20 protein-coding genes and 1 tRNA gene are annotated in these 19,876 nt (G+C 39.8%); 12 read left to right on the top strand and 9 right to left on the bottom strand.

Annotation, left to right across the window (positions count from 1 at the left end):
* Window positions 1–11: 11 nt before the first annotated feature.
* On the bottom strand, window positions 12–1,208 hold the full coding sequence (locus MV676_RS01320) for an HD domain-containing protein (protein WP_297444571.1): 1,197 nt from the start codon (window positions 1,206–1,208) through the stop codon (window positions 12–14).
* Between the two features lie 93 nt (window positions 1,209–1,301).
* Window positions 1,302–1,727: a Fur family transcriptional regulator gene (locus MV676_RS01325; protein WP_297444573.1), complete on the bottom strand. Its 426-nt coding sequence runs from the start codon at window positions 1,725–1,727 to the stop codon at window positions 1,302–1,304.
* Window positions 1,728–1,962: 235 nt separating this feature from the next.
* Here MV676_RS01325 and MV676_RS01330 point away from each other — a divergent pair, with 235 nt between their 5' ends.
* Window positions 1,963–2,256: a hypothetical protein gene (locus MV676_RS01330; RefSeq protein WP_022846186.1), complete on the top strand. Its 294-nt coding sequence runs from the start codon at window positions 1,963–1,965 to the stop codon at window positions 2,254–2,256.
* A gap of 14 nt (window positions 2,257–2,270) precedes the next feature.
* Here MV676_RS01330 and gyrB read toward each other — a convergent pair whose 3' ends face one another.
* The 3 genes from gyrB to MV676_RS01345 all read right to left on the bottom strand — a co-directional run bounded on the left by gyrB (window position 2,271) and on the right by MV676_RS01345 (window position 6,106).
* A complete protein-coding gene (gene gyrB, locus MV676_RS01335) occupies window positions 2,271–4,682 on the bottom strand; it encodes a DNA topoisomerase (ATP-hydrolyzing) subunit B (RefSeq protein ID WP_297444576.1) in 2,412 nt (803 codons plus the stop codon).
* A gap of 99 nt (window positions 4,683–4,781) precedes the next feature.
* Window positions 4,782–4,858: transfer RNA gene (locus tag MV676_RS01340), tRNA-Thr, on the bottom strand.
* 24 nt (window positions 4,859–4,882) lie between these two features.
* Window positions 4,883–6,106: a divalent metal cation transporter gene (locus MV676_RS01345; RefSeq protein WP_297444577.1), complete on the bottom strand. Its 1,224-nt coding sequence runs from the start codon at window positions 6,104–6,106 to the stop codon at window positions 4,883–4,885.
* Between the two features lie 77 nt (window positions 6,107–6,183).
* On the opposite strand from MV676_RS01345, the gene truD reads away from it, so the two are divergent.
* The gene (gene truD, locus MV676_RS01350) at window positions 6,184–7,266 is read left to right on the top strand and encodes a tRNA pseudouridine(13) synthase TruD (protein ID WP_297444579.1); all 1,083 of its coding nucleotides are present in this window, start codon (window positions 6,184–6,186) and stop codon (window positions 7,264–7,266) included.
* Between the two features lie 34 nt (window positions 7,267–7,300).
* Entirely contained in the window at window positions 7,301–7,975 is a 675-nt protein-coding gene (locus tag MV676_RS01355; RefSeq protein ID WP_297444581.1) for a GMP synthase, read from the top strand.
* Here MV676_RS01355 and MV676_RS01360 read toward each other — a convergent pair.
* From MV676_RS01360 to MV676_RS01370, 3 genes are read right to left on the bottom strand one after another with little or no spacing between them, the layout of a single operon-like run.
* Window positions 7,936–8,280, bottom strand: coding sequence for a hypothetical protein (locus MV676_RS01360; RefSeq protein WP_297444583.1), 345 nt, complete (start codon window positions 8,278–8,280; stop codon window positions 7,936–7,938). The two genes, MV676_RS01355 and MV676_RS01360, sit on opposite strands and share 40 nt — an antisense overlap.
* Complete coding sequence (locus MV676_RS01365) at window positions 8,258–8,836, bottom strand: DUF507 family protein (RefSeq protein ID WP_022846192.1); 579 nt, start codon at window positions 8,834–8,836, stop codon at window positions 8,258–8,260. Before MV676_RS01365 ends, MV676_RS01360 begins: the two co-directional genes overlap by 23 nt.
* Window positions 8,820–11,561 carry a CDC27 family protein gene (locus tag MV676_RS01370; RefSeq protein WP_297444586.1) on the bottom strand — a complete coding sequence of 914 codons (2,742 nt, stop codon included), beginning with the start codon at window positions 11,559–11,561 and terminating at the stop codon, window positions 8,820–8,822. The genes MV676_RS01365 and MV676_RS01370 overlap by 17 nt, the downstream gene beginning before the upstream one ends.
* 47 nt (window positions 11,562–11,608) lie before the next feature.
* On the opposite strand from MV676_RS01370, the gene uvrB reads away from it, so the two are divergent.
* From uvrB to atpE, 9 genes are all read left to right on the top strand, one after another.
* Window positions 11,609–13,594, top strand: coding sequence for an excinuclease ABC subunit UvrB (gene uvrB, locus MV676_RS01375; RefSeq protein ID WP_297444588.1), 1,986 nt, complete (start codon window positions 11,609–11,611; stop codon window positions 13,592–13,594).
* Window positions 13,595–13,684: 90 nt separating this feature from the next.
* On the top strand, window positions 13,685–14,206 hold the full coding sequence (locus MV676_RS01380; protein ID WP_343214948.1) for an adenine phosphoribosyltransferase: 522 nt from the start codon (window positions 13,685–13,687) through the stop codon (window positions 14,204–14,206).
* A gap of 13 nt (window positions 14,207–14,219) precedes the next feature.
* A complete protein-coding gene (locus MV676_RS01385; RefSeq protein ID WP_297444591.1) occupies window positions 14,220–16,148 on the top strand; it encodes a PBP1A family penicillin-binding protein in 1,929 nt (642 codons plus the stop codon).
* Between the two features lie 268 nt (window positions 16,149–16,416).
* Window positions 16,417–17,181, top strand: a complete 765-nt coding sequence (locus tag MV676_RS01390; protein ID WP_297444593.1) for a CHASE4 domain-containing protein — start codon at window positions 16,417–16,419, stop codon at window positions 17,179–17,181.
* A 21-nt stretch (window positions 17,182–17,202) separates the two neighbouring features.
* A complete protein-coding gene (locus MV676_RS01395; RefSeq protein ID WP_297444595.1) occupies window positions 17,203–17,700 on the top strand; it encodes a GGDEF domain-containing protein in 498 nt (165 codons plus the stop codon).
* 1 nt (window position 17,701) lies between these two features.
* Window positions 17,702–17,950, top strand: coding sequence for an AtpZ/AtpI family protein (locus tag MV676_RS01400; protein ID WP_297444597.1), 249 nt, complete (start codon window positions 17,702–17,704; stop codon window positions 17,948–17,950).
* Window positions 17,928–18,338 carry an ATP synthase subunit I gene (locus MV676_RS01405; protein WP_297444599.1) on the top strand — a complete coding sequence of 137 codons (411 nt, stop codon included), beginning with the start codon at window positions 17,928–17,930 and terminating at the stop codon, window positions 18,336–18,338. Before MV676_RS01400 ends, MV676_RS01405 begins: the two co-directional genes overlap by 23 nt.
* Window positions 18,299–18,961 carry a F0F1 ATP synthase subunit A gene (gene atpB / locus MV676_RS01410; protein ID WP_297444601.1) on the top strand — a complete coding sequence of 221 codons (663 nt, stop codon included), beginning with the start codon at window positions 18,299–18,301 and terminating at the stop codon, window positions 18,959–18,961. The genes MV676_RS01405 and atpB overlap by 40 nt, the downstream gene beginning before the upstream one ends.
* Window positions 18,962–18,991: 30 nt before the next feature.
* On the top strand, window positions 18,992–19,315 hold the full coding sequence (gene atpE / locus MV676_RS01415) for an ATP synthase F0 subunit C (RefSeq protein WP_297444603.1): 324 nt from the start codon (window positions 18,992–18,994) through the stop codon (window positions 19,313–19,315).
* 38 nt (window positions 19,316–19,353) lie between these two features.
* Here the strand turns inward: atpE and MV676_RS01420 are convergent, their stop codons facing one another.
* A complete protein-coding gene (locus MV676_RS01420) occupies window positions 19,354–19,857 on the bottom strand; it encodes a BCAM0308 family protein (RefSeq protein ID WP_297444604.1) in 504 nt (167 codons plus the stop codon).
* Window positions 19,858–19,876: the final 19 nt, after the last annotated feature.

Here is a 19,876-nt window from a genome sequence, read left to right on the forward strand (position 1 = left end):
TTATTTTTGATTTAGAAAATTTTTACTTCAGGAGGGATGAAAAGCAGAGCTTTTTTGACACGGCGGGATAGTGCTTTAAGAGCATCTGTTGGTGCTATGTTTGAAACTTCTTCTATTTTACCGTTCATCTTTACAAGTATCGCGTCAAGTTTTTCCGGTGAATAGTAAGAGTAAGCGACCTTTGAAGGTTCTATTACATCCATATAGTATTCAGGGTCAAAGCCTTCTTTTATCAGTTTTTCTCTTGCTTCAAGTACGATCTGAGGACTTTCTATCTCTATGGCTCTAAAGAAGTATCGCTTTACAAATCTTCGGCTTAAATCTTCAAGCACAGGATCTTTTGATAAAGTAAATTGATACACGGAAGAGATTACAGAAGCGTCAGTTAACATGAAGAACTTTTCAACACTTTTTGTCTTTATTGTTTCTTTAAGCAGAGAATCCATTTCAACTGTTGTACCGTTTGACAGCAAGTGCCTGAGCCTTTTTAGCAATTTTTGTAGAAGAACCTGAGCCGAGATGTTTACAGGGTGAAAATAGACAGTCCAGTACATCTGGTACCTTGACATAACGTACGATTCAAGGGCGTTAAATCCTTTGTAATTCCAGACGAGGTTGTTATCTTCAATCTCAATAGATGCAAGTATCCTGTTAACGTCAACCTTTCCAAAGCTTACGCCTGTATGGAAGGCGTCCCTCCTTAAGTAGTCAAGTCTGTCACAATCAAGTTGGCTTGAGATAAGCTGGTGTCCAAAAGGAATCGGGAACTCCTTTTTTATTATCTTTTTTACATTTTTAACGGTTAAACTTTCTACGGTACCTTCTGATTCGAGCATTTCAAGTGCTTTTAATGTTAGTTCTTCGTGGCTGTAAGGGATTATTTTTTTCTCAAGGGCGTGGGAGTAGGGAGAGTGGCCAAGGTCGTGAGTTAGAGCTGCGATTTTTATGTTGAATTTTAAACTTTCATCAACAGAGTAGCCTTTCTTTTCTAAAAAGCCAAAAGCTTTTGTTACGAGCCAGTAAACGCCTAATGAATGTTGAAAACGGGTATGTTCCGCACCGGGATAGACAAAGTAGCAGGGACCAAGTTGTCTTATGTATCTTAAGCGTTGCGTGAGAGGAGAGTTGATGATTTTTTCTCCTGTTCCCCCTTTTTCTATCATTACAAATTCATCGTAAACGGGATCCATAAAGAGCTTGTATTTCATTTTTTCACCTTGAGAAAATTTCCTGAGGTAATTCTATCAAATGAAGAGGAGGGGTGGGTTAAATTTAAAAGTGGTGCGGTAGCACCGCACCATTTAGTTCTGACATTTATCGCAGACACCGTAGTAGATTACTTCGCACTTTTCAACGCTGAAATTGTATTTTTTGAGTTTTTCCATTTCTACATTTACATCACAGTCTATATCCACCACTCTTCCACACATTTTACAGATAAAGTGGCTGTGGGGCGTTATCTTTCCATCGAATCTTGCAACGCCGTTAACAGTTGCAACTTTCACTGCAAGACCTGCATTTTCAAGGCTTGTTAGTGTCCTATACACTGTAGCGAGGGATATTCCTGCGAATTTCCCTTTAAGGGCATCGTAGATATCTTCTGCTGACGGATGGTCGTGTCTGCTTATGAGCTCTCTGTAAATTGCCACCCTCTGGGGTGTAATTTTCATACCTTTCGAGCGGGCGGTTTTCTTGAAATTTTCAACCATGGTTTCTATATTTTTCATTGGATGCTCCTTTTATCTAAAGAGGTTTATACTAAAATTACAACAACAGTAAGTTGCGGCCTGCCAGACCTGATAAATAATATAACTTTTAATTCTGTAAGTCAATACTTGTTGCTAATATGTAACATTAACCATTCGTAAGTTGTGACTAATCATAACCATTTGCAAGTAGTTTTCCACATTATAAATATAATAAGTGGTACAATATTGACAAGATGCGTAAGGGAGAGGTGTTATGAGTGCTGAGTCTGTTTCTTTAGTTATTATAGCAGTATGTATGGTCGTTATCACTATTTCAATCGTTGTTATGGCACTTGGTGTTTATTCTTTTCTCAAAAATTTAAGTGAATTCCTTGAAAGGACAGAACCTGAAGTTTCAGAAGTGGCTGATACTGTTAAGGGTACTGTTGATGTTGTTAAAGAGACGGTAGAGTCTTTAAGGGATACGGTTAATTCTTTTGTTGAAACATTTAATGCTGTTTTTTCTGTTTTAAGATTGTTCAGTAATAGAAAGAAAAAGAAAAAGTGAGCATAGCGCTCACTTTAGATGTCGAGGTTTCTAACCTCTCTGGCAAATTTCTGAATGAATTCTCTTCTTGGTTCAACCTTGTCACCCATAAGGATGGTGAATATTTCGTCGGCATTCACAGCGTCTTCTACTGATACTTTGAGCAGCGTTCTGTTTTCAGGATTCATTGTTGTTTCCCACAGCTGATCAGGATTCATTTCGCCAAGTCCTTTGTAGCGCTGGATGTATATGCCTTCCTTTCCGATTTTCAGGATAAAGTCGTAGAGTTCGTCTATCGTCTCAAACTCAAGTGTTTCATTTTTCTTCTTCAATCTGTACGGCGGCTGGCCAAGATATTCTCTTATTCGTGCCTTAAGTCCTTTTGCCCGTTTAAACAGGTCAGAAATTAGGAGTTTTTCGTCAACGATAACGGTTTTTGTAAGGTAGTTGTCAAAGGGGATGTCTATCTCGATGAAGAAACAGCAGGAATCTTTGTTTTCTTTTATCCTTATCTCACTCTCTTTCATTGATTCGGGCAGGTTTTCTCTAATTTTTTCTACGAGTTTTTCTGTTTTTTCTCTGTTGTATAGATCTTTATAATCTGCCTGTGCTCTTAAAAGTGCGTTTACAATTTCTCTGTTTCTTTTTCTCGAAAGGATAGAAATGATTTCGTTGAGTTTTCTTATCTCTTCGACAATTTTCAGGCCTTCTTCCTTCTCTATTCCCTTTCCTTTACCGTCAAGTAGCGTTAAAGTGTCAAGAGCAAAGTCAGCAACGACTTTTTCAAATTCTGCATCTGATTTGATGTACATCTCTTTCTTGCCTTTTTTTATCCTGTAAAGGGGAGGTTGTGCGATGTAGAGATATCCTTTTTCCACAATTTCAGGAAACTGGCGGAAGAAGAATGTTAAAAGTAGCGTTCTGATATGGGCACCGTCAACATCGGCGTCTGTCATTATTATGATTTTGTGGTAGCGGAGCTTTGATATGTCAAAGTGGCTTCCGACACCTGTTCCCAGTGCCGTTATTATTGTCTTAATTTCATCGTTTGAGAGAACCTTTTCTATTCTTGCCTTTTCAACGTTTATGATTTTACCTTTTAACGGTAAAATAGCCTGAAATCTTCTGTCTCTTCCCTGTTTTGCACTTCCACCGGCAGAGTCACCCTCAACAAGGTACAGTTCCGTTTTTTCTGGATCTCTCTCTGAACAGTCTGCAAGCTTTCCAGGCAGGGAAAATTCTTCAAGGACACTCTTTCTCCTGGTCATTTCCCTTGCCCTTTTTGCTGCTTCCCTTGCCCTTGCTGCGGTTATTACCTTTTCTGCTATCTTCCTTCCAATGTCGGGTCTTTCATTTAAGAATGCCGTAAGTTTTTCGTAAACGACGGATGTTACAATCGGCTTAACTTCGGAGTTTCCAAGTTTTGCCTTTGTCTGTCCTTCAAACTGGGGATTTGGAACTTTAACGGAGATAACAGCTACAAGTCCTTCTCTTACATCGTCTCCCGTTATTGAAACTTTCGCGTTTTTTGGTATCAGGTTGTTTTCATCAATAAACTTGGTTACAGCCCTTGTTAGAGCGCTTCTAAATCCTGCTACGTGCGTACCGCCTTCTCTTGTGTTGATGTTGTTTACAAAGCTGAAAATCTGTTCAGAGTATGTGGAGTTGTACTGGAGGGCAACCTCTACGATAACATCGTTCTTTGCACCTTCCATGTAAATAGGATCAGGGAAAAGGGGGCCTTTCTTTTCGTTTATCTTTTTGACAAATTCAACGATACCCCCTTCGTAGTAAAAGACCTCTTTTTTAGCGGGTTCTTCCCTTTCGTCTATGAGCGTTATTTTCAATCCTTTATTTAAAAATGCGAGTTCTCTAAGTCTGTTGGCCAGTATGTCCCAGCTGAATTCTGTTACTTCAAAGATTTCAGGATCTGGTTTAAAAGTTACTATTGTTCCTCTTTTGTGTGTTTCACCGATGCACGTGAATGCAGTTACCGGTTTCCCTTTTTCATATGTTTGTTTGTAAACTTTTCCGTCTCTGTGAATTTCAACTATCAGCCACTCTGAAAGTGCGTTGACTACCGATACACCTACTCCGTGAAGGCCTCCTGAATACTGGTATGCCTCTTTCTCAAACTTTCCGCCTGCGTGAAGGACAGTAAGAACTATTTCCGCGGCAGGCTTTCCATATTCTGGATGTATGTCAACGGGGATTCCCCTTCCGTTGTCAGCAACCGTTATAGAATTATCTTCGTGAATTGTTACTTCTATCTCTGTACAGTAACCGGCTAAAGCTTCGTCAACGCTGTTGTCAACAACTTCAAATACGAGGTGATGAAGTCCGTAACTTCCCGTGTCCCCGATGTACATTCCTGGTCGTTTCCTGACAGCTTCAAGACCTTCAAGAACTTTAATCGCTGATGCGTCGTATTTTTTGTTTTCTGGCATTTAATCCTCCTGGGACGGTAAAGCGGTACTAAAGTGGCAAAACACCTTTATTTTGAACGATTTATTATACCACTTTGGAAAAAGGTAAGGAGAAAGAAATGGTGCCGGCGAAGGGATTCGAACCCTTGACCTGGGCATTACGAGTGCCCCGCTCTGGCCATCTGAGCTACGCCGGCACTTGTCGGGCAGCGGCTATTATATCAAACAATTAGCTGCCACAGCATTATGAAAGTGCAAGCAAGCGCCACAATAAATGTTATTAAACAAAATATATTATTAAAAAATGTGTTTGTGAAGTTTCCCATTATTTTTTTGTTGTTCGCTACAATTGCTATGACGGCAACTAAAAAGGGCAGAAGAATTCCGTCTAATATCTGGCTGTAATAGAGGGCATCAACCGCTGACATTGGGGAAAGGTTAATAATGTCTCCTAGGAGCAGGGAGCCCAAAAAGACGATGTAAAATCCCTTTGCACCGCTTATCTTCTCTTCGAATCCTTCCCGCCATCTGAAAAGGTCTGCTATTGCGTATGCTGAAGAGCCTGCAAGAACAGGTATGGCAAGGAAACCGGCGGCGGTTATTCCAATTGAGAAAAGTGCAAAGGAGAAATTGCCTGCAACAGGTTTTATGGCTATTGCGGCTTCTTTTATCGTCGAAACGGGGATGTGGTGTTTAAACAGCGTGTAAGCGGCGGCAACAATGATAAAGTAAGCAACTGAGTTTGAATAGACCATTCCAGAAACTGTGTCAAACGTTGCATCTTCTATCTGAATGACCGTTTTGTGTTCTATCTTTTCTTCTGTTGCCTGCCAGAACATCATGTAAGGTGATATTGTTGTGCCGAGGAGTCCTAAAGCGGCCATAAAAAAGGCTGCCGACAGTTTTATGTGAGGAATAAAAGTATTAATTATGAGAGTTCCAATATCAGGTTTGCACTTTATCGCAGAAAATATGTAAACAGAAAGTATGGCTGTCAGGAAAACCAGGATCTTTTTGATTGTTCTGTAGGTTTTGAAAATTACAAGGTATCCTATCAGAAGGTTTATAGGTATTAACCAGTATATTGTATGAATTCCTGTTACGATTTCAAATATCTGTGCAACCGCTTCCATATCAGCGGCTATTGTGAAAAGGTTTGCTATGAGCAGTAGCGATATGACAATTGTTGCCGTTTTCTTCGTGTAAAAAGTTTTTAAGACTTCGGAAAGACTCTTTTCTGTTACTATTGCTATCCTTGCGACGGAATCCTGAACAGCTATCATCATAGGCGTTGAAAGAACCATAAGCCAGAGCTGATGAAGTCCGGTGGTAGCACCTATCATCGTGTAGGTTACTATTCCGGCTGGGTCGTTGTCTGCTCCTCCCGTTATTATGCCGGGTCCGAAATTTTTTATTCGTTTTTTTACTTTCTGGTAGTTTTCCATTATTCACCTGCCGACTTTTTCTTATGTTTAATATTGTTCCAGTTTTTGTCAATGAAAGGTATATTCTGGAGGCAGAATTGGCAAAGATTAAAACAAGGTCTGAAGATTTTAAGGTCAGGGAGATTCTTAAAAAGGAATTTCTGAAAGGAAAGGGTTATCGTATCTATTCTCTTTGGAAAAGGAGATTAGAGACGGAAGAGGTTGTTAAAAGGATTGCTAAAGTTTCAAATGTTCCTGTTAAGCTTATAGGCTACGGAGGATTAAAGGATAAAAATGCTGTTACCGTTCAGTTTATCTCTGTGCCGGAAAGGTTTAAGCTGAAAGAAGTTAAAGAAAAGAATTTAAAGGTAAAGTTTGAAGGATTTTCAGGCAAAGGGATTACACCTGCCGCCGTTGAGGGAAACAGTTTTGAAATTGTCGTTAGAGAGCCGCTTCGCTATCCTGAAAGGATCGACGTTTTAGAGACGCTTGGGATTCCCGGTTACTACGGTGAACAGCGGTTTACGCCTGTTCGTGGTGGTCAGTTTTTTGTTTCATACCTTGCCTCTGATGATTTTGAAGGTGCGCTTCTTTATCTTTTTACACCGGCTGGCTGGGAGAGTTCAAGAAGCCGAAAGGCAAAGAGGGCTTTCGTTGCTAAAAGGTTTAAGGAGGCTGCACAGCTTTTTTCAGGTTGGCGGAGGGAGGTTGCCCTTTTTCTTGATAGGTGTAATGATTTTAAAAAAGCCCTTTCCTTTGTCCCGCGAAAAGAGATTGAATTTCAGTTTAACGTCTTTCAGAGTTATCTTTTCAATAAGTATCTTCGGTTTCTTATTAATGAAAAGACAGGGGAGAAGGTTGTTTTTAAGTATAAAGTTGGCGAAATGGTTTTTTCTCTTGAGAATATAGAACTTCCGGAGAAAATTCCTGTTTTTCATCCTGAAGATTGGACTTTGTATGTTCCTTTTCTGGAAGATATTGGTCTGGAACTGGAACGGCTAAAAGAGTTTTCTGACTTTTTTCACCGTTTTGAGAGAGAGACGGTTGTGCCTGTGAAAGGTTTTAAACTGCAGCAGATTTCAGAAGGTGCTGTTCTCAGGTTTACGCTTCCTTCAGGTCACTATGCTACAAATGTTGTAAGGTTTCTTTTTGATGCCGTGAGGAAGAAAAAAATAGGTTAGAATATTAATCGTTATCTTTAAATGGAGGTTGGGCATGAAGGCACTTTTTGTTAAAAACATAGAGATTGAAGGACCCGGAACACTTGCGCCGCTTTTTGAGAGAAAAGGGGTAAAAGTTGAAACTATTGATGCTTTTCGCGGCGAGACGGTGGATTCGGTTGACGATTATGAGTTTATAACAATATTAGGCGGTCCTATGGGGGTTTATGAGGCTGATAAGTATCCTTTCCTTAACAGTGAGTTTAAGCTGGTTGAGGAGGCTATAAAGAAAAACAAAAGGGTTGTCGGAATATGCCTTGGTGCCCAGATAATAGCACACGTTTTAGGTGCCAGAGTTTGCAAGGGTGAGATGGGAAAAGAGATAGGGTGGTACGAACTCTATCCTCAGAATGAGTTCGAATTTTTGTACAGGCACAAGATGGAAGTTTTTGAGTGGCACGGCGACACATTTGACCTGCCTGAAGGGGCAACAAAGCTTGCTTCAACGCCTTTCTATCCAAATCAGGCTTTCAGATTAAATAGAGCTGTTGGCCTTCAGTACCACATAGAGGTTACGAAGGAAGATATAAAAAAGTGGATTGGCGCATACACGGAAGAGGTTGTTTTAGAAGGTTTAACGCCTGAGCAGATACTTGGCAATGACGATAAGAAGTGGGAAATGCTTAAAGTCTATTCTTCCGTCTTTGTTGAGTTTTTATTCAAGATTTGAATTTTTGGGTGTTTTTTTGTTACAAAGAGGAAGGTTTCTTCGCCTTTCTTCCCTTTTACGAGCATTTCTCTTGCTAACTTTTCGTAGTAGAATTTGCGATTTTTCTCTATGGCTTTTATCCTTTCGCTTAAAATTTCAACTTTTGTGTTCCAGTAGTTTTTTTCCTCCTGCAGTTTCTGATAGTTTTCCTGCAGTTCATCAAGCGTTTTTAAGGAGTTTTCGCCAAAGAAATAGCTGTAAAAATAAAAGGGCAGGAAAATCACCCACCCAATGATTAAAAGCTTACTCAGTTTCTTCTGTATCAAGGAGACCTCTTGATATAAGTTCTTCTTCGTAGAATTTTCTGTATAGGGCAAACCACTCCGGTGTGCCTTCAGGTATCGGCTTTGACATGGACTCTATCTTGTGTTTTGCGGCCTGATCAACTTCTTTTTTGAGCTGAGCTATCGTGTTAAATGCTTTTACTATTTCCTGTCTGATGATGCCCCTTTCCTGTGTGTAGTCTATTTCATCGTCAGTTAAAATAAATTTGAGGATTTTTCCTGCAAGGTAGTTTGCCTTTTCTCTGCTGAATATGCTACCTGCTGCGGGAATACCTCTTTCCTTTGCCAGTTTCTCTTTTATGAGCTTGCGTGCCTTGAAAAACGGGATACCTCTGTACATGATCTCGTCTGAATTTTCCTGCAGGATTCTTTCCGCCTCTTCTTCTAACTCTTTCTCAACCTTGTATTCATTGATGATGATTTCAAGGACTTTATTTTTAAAATAGTTCTTGTCGTCAACGATTATGTAGTCCTTTCCAACAAGGTTTTTCGTTATCTCGTTTACAAGGAGTTGCACGAACTTACCGCCCTTCTGCATTAACGCCTCCTTTCATTTTTTTCTCAATTTCTTTAATCTTTTCAAGGGCTTTTATCCCTTCCGGTGATTGCCCTTTAATTTTAACCACTTTCTTTAACAACTTCAAAGCCTGCTGGTAGCTTCCCCTGTCTTCAAGTATGGAAGCTGCCCTGTAAAGGGCTGTTGAAGTCCAGGGTTCTACGCCGACTTCGTAATATATTTTAAGGTAGTCCATCAGCGCCTTGTCACGGTTTCCCGTTTCCTCCTCCACAGATGCAAGCCAGAAAAGGGATTCTGCCTTCTGTTCCTTTTTCTTTGCCTTTTTGTTTGCCTCTTTCAACAGTTCAATAGCCTCTTTTTTCTTCCCTTTTTTGTCAAGGAACAGTGCAAGGTTAACAAGGTCATCGTAATCAATCTCTGAGAGGTGTCCCGATTTTACTATGTAGTTTAGAAGTTCCATTGCCTTTTCTTCGTTTCCTGCAAGTTTGTATAAAGATGCAAGGGTTGCAGCGAATTTCACCCTGTCTTCTTCTGGAATGTTTCCAATGTTTGCAACAGCCTTTCCAGCGTTGAGTGCGTCAAGGAGTCTTCCTTCTTTGTAGTAAACTTCAGTCAGGAGGTAGTTCTTTATGTCTTTCTCTTTCTGCCCCTTGTCCGGAATGAGGTTTATATCCCTTACCGCTCTTTTGTAGTTTTTAAGCTTCATGTCTATTTCAACCATTTTAGTTGCTACGGATGTTCTTATTTCAGGGTCTGTCGTTCTTTCAGCCGCCAGTTTGTAAAGTCCGTAAGCTTTCAGGATACCTTTTGCTTCATAGTAGTCATTTGCCTTTTCAACGATCGAGTTTATGTCCGATATGTCGTTTTCAGGGTTGTAGGCTATGAATTCAGGATTGTTTAGGAGAAGACTGTCAAACTGTCCAGATCGGTAAGCGTCGTACTCTTCCATCTTCTCTGCAAAGTTGGCCGTTTCAGGATTTTCAGCGACGGCTTTAAGAAGTGAAAGGTAGTAAAACCGCCTGCTTGGGCTTTTTTCCATCGTTGCAAGTTTGTAAAGGATCGCCTCTCTTGCCATTCCTGTTGTTTTGTATATCAGTTTTTTCATAAGGTTTTTGTTGCCTGTTAAAACGGCTAACATAGCTGCTGTTAGTGGTTCTTCCGGTAGTGGCACTTTTTTCAGGTAGGATGTTTTCTTTAAGCCTGCAGCTAAGTAGCAGAGCCTTCCATAGTTTATTTCTGGAAAGAGCCTGCTGTTGTTTAATTTCGCCTTTAAGTATTCAAATGCAGTTCGTTTTTTCCCGCCGTAAAATTCTGAAAGGATAAAAAAGTGAAAAGCTTCGTCATCTTTGCTTATTATAGGCTTTAACGTTATGGCGGCTTTTTTGTAGTTACCTTCGTAATAATAGGCTTTGCCTAAAAGTTTCCTTGCTTCTGTGCTTTCTATCTTGAATTGCTCTATTCCGTATTCAAGAAGCTTTGCAGCTGCATCAAAGTTTCCCTCTAGTATCAAGGATTTTGCGTAAGGAATTATGGATGCACGGTAGTAGGATGTGTTCTGAAAATTGTTTGCTATTTCTGAGTAGAGCATGTTTCCCATGTCTTTGTTTATTACGGCTATTTTACCTAACAGATAGAGCGTTCTTGGTGTTAAATAGATGCTTTTCCTTGATGTTAGTGCCTGCTTAAGGTAGCTGAACGCTTTGTCGAAATCCCCTCTCTCAAAGAAAAACATGCCTGCGTCGTGATTGTTTATCCCTTTTACATTTTCGTCTGCCGATGGTGCGAATGTGAAAAGGAGTGCCCGATAGTAGTATTCCGGATAGAATTTTTTAATTTCTTCAGGATTTATTTTTCCCTCTATGAAGTTTACTGCTGCTTTGAGACTTTCAGGCATTGAGGGTTTTTGAATGTTCATATCCAATTCTTTAAATGCTTCTTTCTTCTTCCCTGACTTAAAGTATGCCCACGCTCTTAAAAACTTAGCTTCTTTTGTTTTCAGGTTTCTGGCAAGTTTAAGAGCTGTTTTATAGTTGCCTTTGAGGTAATAAACCTTTGCCATTTCAAATAGGATTTCTGAATTTTTCTCTTTTTTATAGAGTTTTTTGAGCCTTATAAGTGCGTCGTCGTATCTTTTCTGTCTTTCAAGATACCTTATGTACGGAAGTTCAAAGGTTTTTCCTTTTAACCAGTCGCCGTAGTTTGCAAATATGTAGTCGGTTATTTCCTGTTTTTTGTTTCTTATTGCTTCTTCCGCAAATGTTTCAAGAAATCCACTGTCTGATAATGCACCTTTAACGTCTATCCTTTTTCTTCCCAATGTGAGGATATAGAACTTTTCATCCGTTGAAAGGGGAGCTTTTGAGAGAACTTTCAGAAAGTCTATTTTCTCTTTTATGGGAAGTGACAGGAATGAAGTTTCATTGAAAACATCCTTCAATTTTTTTCCTTCACTGATGTTTACAAATGTTGATAGACCTAAGTAGTATCCCTTTTTGTATGTGGGGTATCTCTCTTTCCATATTTTGAGAAGTTTTTTCAGGGAGTTTATATCTTTTGTTTTTAAAAATGTTTCTGCCATCGGAATGAGATATGGTTTTATGGTTTTAGGCGGTGATGTCAGTACCTGGGAAAATGTCTGGTCTGCTAAGTCGTACATACCGTCTTTGTATAGTTTCAGACCGAAATTTATATCTGCTGCATTGGCGGTTACTGCTAAAAGTAGAGAAGCTATGAGGATTTTTTTCATCTCTTTGTCTCCATGTCTGTGTTCATCGGTATAAATTATACTCTACCATGGAAAAGTTTAAGGTTAAATCACAGTTTAAACCAGCAGGAGACCAGCCAAAAGCCATAGAAAAGTTAACTGAAGGTTTAAATAGGGGATTAAAGTATCAGACGCTGCTTGGGATAACGGGTAGCGGAAAGACCTTTACCATTGCAAACGTTATAGAGAAGGTTCAAAAGCCAACACTTGTAATTTCTCACAACAAAACGTTAGCTGCTCAGCTTTACCATGAGCTTAAAAACTTTTTTCCCGACAACGCCGTTGAGTACTTCATAAGCTATTACGACTACTATCAGCCTGAAGCCTACCTGCCGAACAGAGATCTATATATAGAGAAGGATTGTTCCATAAATCCTGTTATTGACAGGATGAGGCACTCTGCAACCGTTTCTCTCCTTACAAGGCGTGATGTTATCGTTGTCTCGTCTGTTTCCTGCATCTACGGTCTTGGTTCCCCTTCTTTCTATTCTCAATTGGCTTTAAGGTTTAGTGTTGGTGAAGAGATTAATAGGGATGATGTCATCAGAAAGTTGGTTAATTTAGGTTACGAGAGAAGTGAATTTGACATGCGTCCCGGCATTTTCAAGGTAAGGGGCGATGTTATAGACATTTTCCCTGCCGATGTTGAGGACAGATTTATAAGGGTTGAGCTTTTTGGCGATGAAGTGGATTCAATAACGGAGCAGGACTACTTTGACAGGAGAGTTATAAGGAATTTTGACACTTACACCGTCTATCCGGCCTCTCACTACGTTACACCTCATGAGCAACTGATCAGGGCTGTAAGATCTATTGAAGCAGAGCTTGAAGAGAGGAGAAGGTTTTTCCTTGAACAGGATAAAATTGTTGAGGCTAAAAGGATAGAACAGAGGACTCGTTACGACATAGAACTGCTTCTTGAGATAGGTCACTGTAAGGGTATTGAGAACTACTCACGGCACCTTGACGGCAGAAAACCAGGTGAACCCCCATTTACGCTTCTCGATTACTTTCCCGACGATTTTTTAGTGGTGATAGATGAGTCCCACGTTACAATCCCCCAGATAAAGGCGATGTGGCGAGGTGATAGGGCGAGGAAGTTTAACCTTGTTGAGCACGGTTTCCGTCTTCCTTCCGCCTACGACAACAGGCCTTTGAATTTTGAGGAGTTTTTGGAAAGGCTCAATCAGGTGATTTTTGTTTCTGCAACACCCGGGCCTTTTGAAATGGAGGTTTCAGAGCAGATTGTTGAACAGATTGTAAGACCGACGGGACTCCTTGATCCAGAAGTTGAGGTGAGAAAGACAGAAGGGCAGATGGAAGATCTCCTTTCTGAAATTAGAGAGAGGGTTAAGAGAAACGAGAGGGTGCTTGTTACAACGTTAACAAAGAGAACGGCCGAAGAGCTTACCGATTACTTGCTTGATAGAGGCGTAAGGGCGAAATATCTCCATTCAGAGATAGATTCGGTTGAAAGGGTTGAAATTATAAGGGCTTTAAGGCTTGGTGAGTTTGATGTTTTGGTTGGTGTTAACCTGTTGAGGGAAGGACTTGACCTTCCAGAAGTTTCTCTTGTTGCAATTCTTGATGCCGATAAAGAGGGATTTTTACGTTCGACAACTTCTCTCATCCAGACGATGGGTAGGGCAGCGAGGAACGTTAACGGCAAGGTTATCCTTTACGCAGACAGGATAACCGACTCAATGAAAAAGGCGATAGATGAGACAAACAGGCGTCGTGAGATACAGAAGGCTTACAACAAAAAGCACGGTATAGAGCCTACGACTGTCAGAAGAGAGATAGATTCAAGCATTTTTGAGGATGCAGGCATTGCACCGTTCTTTACGATAAAGGTTAAAGAGGAAGAACTTCCAAAGACGGAAGAGGAGCTTTTTGAAGAGATAGCGAGGCTTGAAAAGGAGATGAAAGAAGCGGCCAGGAACTGGGAGTTTGAAAAGGCTGCAAAGATAAGGGACAGGATAAAAGAGTTGAGAAAGCTGATAGTTCCTGCTTAACTTGCGGAGTTAGTATAATTATCCTTCATTACAAAACAGATGGAGGCAGAGATGGCAGAGGTTCAAACAGATCTTAACGTTCAAAAAGAAATAGAGGAGCTCCGTTCCCTCATAAGAGACATACCTGACTTTCCAAAGCCGGGCATTATATTTAAGGACATCACACCACTTCTTCACAAGCCCTGGGCACTTCAAAAGGTAATAGATTTTATAGGCAATAGATATGTAGGTGCCGGTGTTGATATTGTTGCAGGTATAGAGTCAAGAGGTTTTATCTTAGCTTCTGCGCTTGCTTACAAAATAGGTGCAGGGCTTGCAATAATTAGAAAACCTGGAAAGCTTCCGTACAAGACGATAAGTGCAACCTATACACTTGAGTACGGTGAAGACAAGATAGAGGTTCACGAAGACGCCATTCAAAAAGGGATGAAGGTAATCCTTATAGACGATGTTCTTGCGACAGGTGGTACTATGGGTGCTGCCATAGACCTGATTGAAAAACTTGGTGGAAATATTGTAAGTATTGACTTTTTACTTGAGCTTACGTTCCTTGGCGGAAGGGAAAGGATACAGGATAGAGGCTATCCTGTATTCTCTCTCATCAAGTTTTAATTTAGGAGGCGTGTTGAGGTTTGTTGCTTTCCTCTTTTCTCTTTTGTTGATATTTTCAAACAGCTGGGCTTCTCCTGCCTACAAGGAGAAGCTTCTTCCAGATTTTGCAACTACCGTGCTTGACAGACACGGTAACGTTATAGGTTACTTTTACAAAAAGCATTTTAGACTCTATGCCTCTTTTGATGAAATTCCTCAAAATCTTATCTGGGCGGTTATATCAGCCGAGGACGCAAGGTTTTATGAACATAAGGGTATAGATCCTGTAGGTTTGCTTAGAGCGGCGGTTAGAGACATAACTTCCGGCAGGATTGTTCAGGGTGGAAGCACCATTACACAGCAACTTGCGAAGCTTATATTTCTATCGCCTAAAAGAACATTTTCAAGAAAGTTAAAAGAAATAGAAATAGCAAGGGAACTGGAAGACAAGCTTTCAAAAAATGAAATCTTAGAGCTATACCTTAACTACGTTTACCTTGGAAGTGGAGCCTACGGTGTAAAGGCTGCCGCAAGGGTTCTTTTTGGAAAAGATTTAAAAGATCTCTCTCTAACAGAATGTGCGTTGATAGCGGGGCTTATAAGGGGACCTGAATACTACAATCCTTTCAAACATCCGGAAAGAGCTTTAAGGCGTAGAAACTGGGTTTTAAAACAGATGTACAAAAACGGTTACATAACTAAGACTATCTACTTCAATGCTATAAACCAGCCTCTTGGAGTTTTACCTAAACCTGAAAGACCAAGAACTGCCGGGTATGAGCTTGATTTTGTCAGGTTCATGGCGAAAAAAATTCTTCCTGCCAAGGAGCTTTATACGGGCGGTTTGACGATAAGGACTACTATAGATGAAGATATTCAAAACTTTGCCCAGAAGGTTCTTTCTTCTTATGCAGAAAAGTATTCAAAGGAGCACAATCTTAATGATTTGCAGTGTGCTGGAATGGCAATGACAAGACTTGGTGAGGTCCTCTTTGTTGTTGGCGGAACTAATTATAAGAAAACGAAACTAAACAGAGCTTTCCAGATTTTAAGGCCTATCGGTTCAACGGCAAAGCCGATAACCTACCTTTCAGCTTTTGAAAAAGGGATTTCACCATACGACTATGTTGAGAATACACCTGTTGAATTACCTATGAAGTATGCCGGGAAAGAAAATAGTGAACATGAAGAAGATAAGTATTGGCGTCCGGAAAACTACTCCCACCACTATACCGATTACATGGAGGTTAAAAATGGTCTTACCTATTCTGTTAACCTTGCAACCATTCATCTTGCGATGAAAATTTCTTCTAAAGTGAAACAGAATTTTAGAAAGTTTGAATTTACAAAGGGTGATTTCAATCTTTCTTATGTTTTGGGAAGCTTCCCTGCAAACCTTTATAGAATTCTGAGAGCTTTCTCGGCGATTGAAAACGGCGGTGTTCTTTACAGACCGTTTGTTATAAAAGAAATTCTTGATAAACACAATCAGCTTATCTATAGAGGTGGTCCTTCATTTAAGAAAGTTGCTGACAGAAAGGACATTGCCATTTTAAGAACTATTCTTCAGGATGTTGTCAGAAAAGGAACAGCAAGACGCATATCCTACCTTGCAAATGAGTTTGATGTTGCTGGAAAAACTGGAACAACAAATGGCTGGCGGGATGCCTATTTTACAGGGTTTACGACCTCTTTTGTTATGAGCATATGGTTCGGCAGGGACAGCTATAAGACGCTGTGGAAAGGTGCAGACGGGGGAAGGCTTTCATCACCGCCCTGGGCTGAGATTGCAGAAAGAGTCTGCTCTGTTTACGGCTGTGGAAAATTTTTGCCTTCCTACGAAGAAGTTGTCAGAAATTATTATCCGTTACCTTCTCTTCCGATTAAAACAGAGATTGACATGTATGTGAAAGCCAATACTCTTAGTGTTGAAGATTTTGGAATTTTATCGACATTAAACTAACTGTTGGCTTACTTTTGATTTGATAATTTTGTAAAATTTTTTGAACCTATTTAGAGGGTAGGTTGTGTTATAAAAACATTAACCATTCTTTTATAGGTAAGACCCTCCTTATGATTCTTGTTCTCATAGCTTTTTCGATACTTTTATCTGGAGTATCGGATTTTTTTGTGATTAAAAAAATGGAAATAGAAATTAGAAAAAAGGAATCCTGTAGAATAAAAAGAGCTTTTCCTTCACTTTTGCATTTATGTGAAGAAAAATAGGCAATATGCTTAACAGCTTCAGCATGTGGGATGAGATGGTTCAGAGTGTTAGAGAAAAGAATGTTGACTGGATAAGAGAAATGATGGATGACGATGAAATGGTTACGTCACAGTTTGACTCCTATGGAGTTTATAATTTGAAAGGTGTTCCTATATATTTAAAAAACCGCATTTTTTCTAATGAAGAAGTGTCTAAAATAATATCTTTTATTGATAAAAATTTTAAAGTAGGGAAGATTGCTCATCCTGTAACATTTTTTCATAAATGGGATGGAAAAATATATTATGTGGGAATCCTGCCTCTGTGCTGGAACAATGGGAAAGTGGCTTCACAAGGGTTTATTTATTTTGCTCACAGAATAGGCAAAAATTCTTTAAAGACCTATAGTCAGATTTTATCTTCGAAGGTAGAGATAGATGTTGGTAGATTGAATGGAACAGGTAGCGGTAATTTGATTTTCACGTTTCCCATGAAAGATATTGACGGAACGATTATTGGTAATTTTAAGTTTTTTGAAGACATGCTTATCATCAGAATTTTTCAGAAAATGAATAAAACATTTATTTTTGTGATGATTATTCTTGTTATCTGTTATGCAGGAGCTTTTTTATTTGTTTCTACAAGTATTAATAGGGCTATTAAAGAGACTTTTGGAAATATAACCGGCGCTTTAAAAAGGCTGTCTGAAGGTGATTTTGGTGCCCTTGAAAAACTTGATAAATTCTGTTTGCGAAAAGATGAACTTGGCAATTTGACAAGAAATATCTAAAAAATAGCAGAGCAACTTTCTGTGAATCTTTCCACAGATCCTCTTACCGGTATATACAATAGACTCTATTTTTCCAAGAAATTTGAAGAAGAGATAGAGAGGGCTAAGAGAATGAAAAGGCCTCTCTCTTTTGTAATTTTTGATCTTGACGATTTTAAAAAGATAAACGATACTTACGGTCACGTTGCCGGTGATATTGTCCTTAAAGGTTTTGCTAAGGCGGTATCTTCTTCCGTTCGAAGTCTTGATACATTTGCAAGGATTGGAGGAGAAGAATTTGGACTCATCCTGCCGGAGACTGATGTGAAAACAGCGGTGCAGGTGGTTAATAGGATAAAAGAGAAATTTAAGAATGTTTATATACCTGAAATAGGTAAAAGAGTGAAGATTACTTTTAGTGCCGGTGTGGCGGGTTATAGAGAAGGTGACAACATGGATGATCTTTTCCACAGGGCAGATGTAGCTCTTTACAGGGCAAAAGAAAATGGTAAGGATAGAGTGGAAGTAGAAGAGGAGTAGTATGAAAAAAGAAAAGTTCAGAATAACGCAGCAGGATATAAAAGACGCCTCTCTTTCAACAATGAGTTTAAGTTTCGTGTTTGCCGTGGCTATTGGTTTTTCTATTGGTTATTATCTTGATAAGTGGCTTAAAACATCTCCCTGGATGACAGTAATCTGGCTTCTTATTGGCCTTGCTGCAGGGTTTAATAATATCTATCTTGCCGTTAGAGAAGGATATGACAGGTATGATAATAGAAAAGATGGTTGAAAGATTGTTCTTAAGACTATCCATTGTGGGTTTAGTTGGCTTATTCTTTTTTCTGATGTGGAAGGGTTGGAAATTTGCCAATGCATTTTCTTTCATATACGGCTTTTCTGTGATAGTGTTCGATTTTTTAATCCTTGCCCGGTTTTCGTCTTCTGTGGTCAAGAAAAGATCTATTAAAAAAACCATTGCCTATGGCGGGATGTTTTTTAGATATTTTGTTGTTTTTTCATTTCTTTATTTTGGCATTAGGGTTGCACCTAAGTTTATCTTTGCTATAATTAGCGGTGCTGTGTGGGCTAATTTAGCCTTCACAATAGTAATAACTCTTTTACTAAAGGAGAGGAGCGGATGGAGCATGGAGGAGCACAACTCATCACATGGCCGGTAGTTTACTGGACATGGATTACCATGGCTTTTGTTATTGTTATCTCTTATTTGGTTGCTAAGAATTTAAAGAAGTATCCCGGAAAGATTCAGTACCTCTTTGAAGCTTTTATTGGCTTCATAGCTGGTGTCCTTTCCGATGCTATTGATGAAGAGAGAGGATTGGCGTTTCTGCCGCTTGTTGGTGGATTTGCTTTCTTTATTCTTTTTACAAACCTGGTCGGCCTCATTCCGGGAGCTTATCAGCCCACTTCAAATCTTAATACTACAGTTGCTCTTGCTCTTATCTCATTTTTTGCCTATAACATTGTAGCTATTAAAGAACATGGATTATTTAATTACTTAAAGCATTTTGCAGGGCCTATAAAGGCTCTTGCACCTTTAATGTTTCCTATTGAAGTAATTTCTCATATATCAAGAATTCTTTCTCTCTCTCTGCGTCTTTTTGGTAATATGTTCGGTGATGAGATGATCGTGTGGGTTCTTCTAAAAATGGTGCCTCTACTTGTGCCTGTTTTCGGTCTTGCTATTGTTTTTGGGAACAGTTTCCTTCAGGCTTATATATTCTGCATGCTGACTGTTGTTTACCTTTCTCTTGCAATGCACTCCGAAGAGGAAGAGCACTAATAGAACACTAAGACGTCATGGAGGTAGGACATGAAAATTAAGAAAGAGAGCCTTTTCTACGCACTTTTCCTTCTGCTTGCAGGTGCTGTTCCTGCTATAGCTGGAGAAGGTGGTGCATCAGCTGCTTCGATTAAAGCCGCGGCAGCAATCGGTGCTGGTCTTGCTATTGGTTTAGGTGCGGCTGGTGCTGGTATTGGCCAGGGTTTAGGTCTTCAAGGGACTCAGGAGGCTATTGCAAGGAACCCTGGTGCAGCTGGAAGACTCACAACAAATATGTTCATCGGCCTTGCCCTTATTGAAGCTCTTGCTATTTATGCACTTGTTATTGCACTCATTCTTCTATTCGTGTTTTAATATTGGGGCGGGCAGGAAGGCCCGCCTTTCCCATAGATTCAGTCTCTCTCCCACACAATCCTTGCAAACTTCTCGTTCTCGTTGTACTTAACTTCAAAATTTCCCTTAAAAGCGCTGTTAATTGCTTCTCCTATATGTCTTGCAAGATGTTCACTGGTGGTTGCTATTTCTATTGTTCCGTCGTTTTTTTCATCCATCCAGAGTATTCTCTGGAGTGGCCTGAGTGCGGAAACATCCTCAACAATATTTCTGATTCTATTTAAGATTTCTTCCTTATGCTCTTTCAGAAAATTCCCTTTGAGAATTACTATTCCACCGGGATAGCGATCTCTTTTCCTTCTGCATGCGGGGCATAATGATTTGTTTACATCTTGTGGTAGTTTCTCTTTTAAATCCTTTTTCCACTGCCACCTTCCATCTTTGAAGATAACACCACATTCAGGACACACTGTCGGTTCGGGATACTTCTGTCCTTCGTAGTAAGGATTTTCGCTTTCCCATGTGTACTCTTTTCTTGTTGCCGGAATGTAGCTGTGGCCCATAAGTTACCTCCTTTTCCCC

Origin of the sequence: Desulfurobacterium sp. (genome assembly GCF_027028515.1) — a bacterium.
Taxonomy (GTDB): Bacteria; Aquificota; Aquificia; order Desulfurobacteriales; family Desulfurobacteriaceae; genus Desulfurobacterium_A.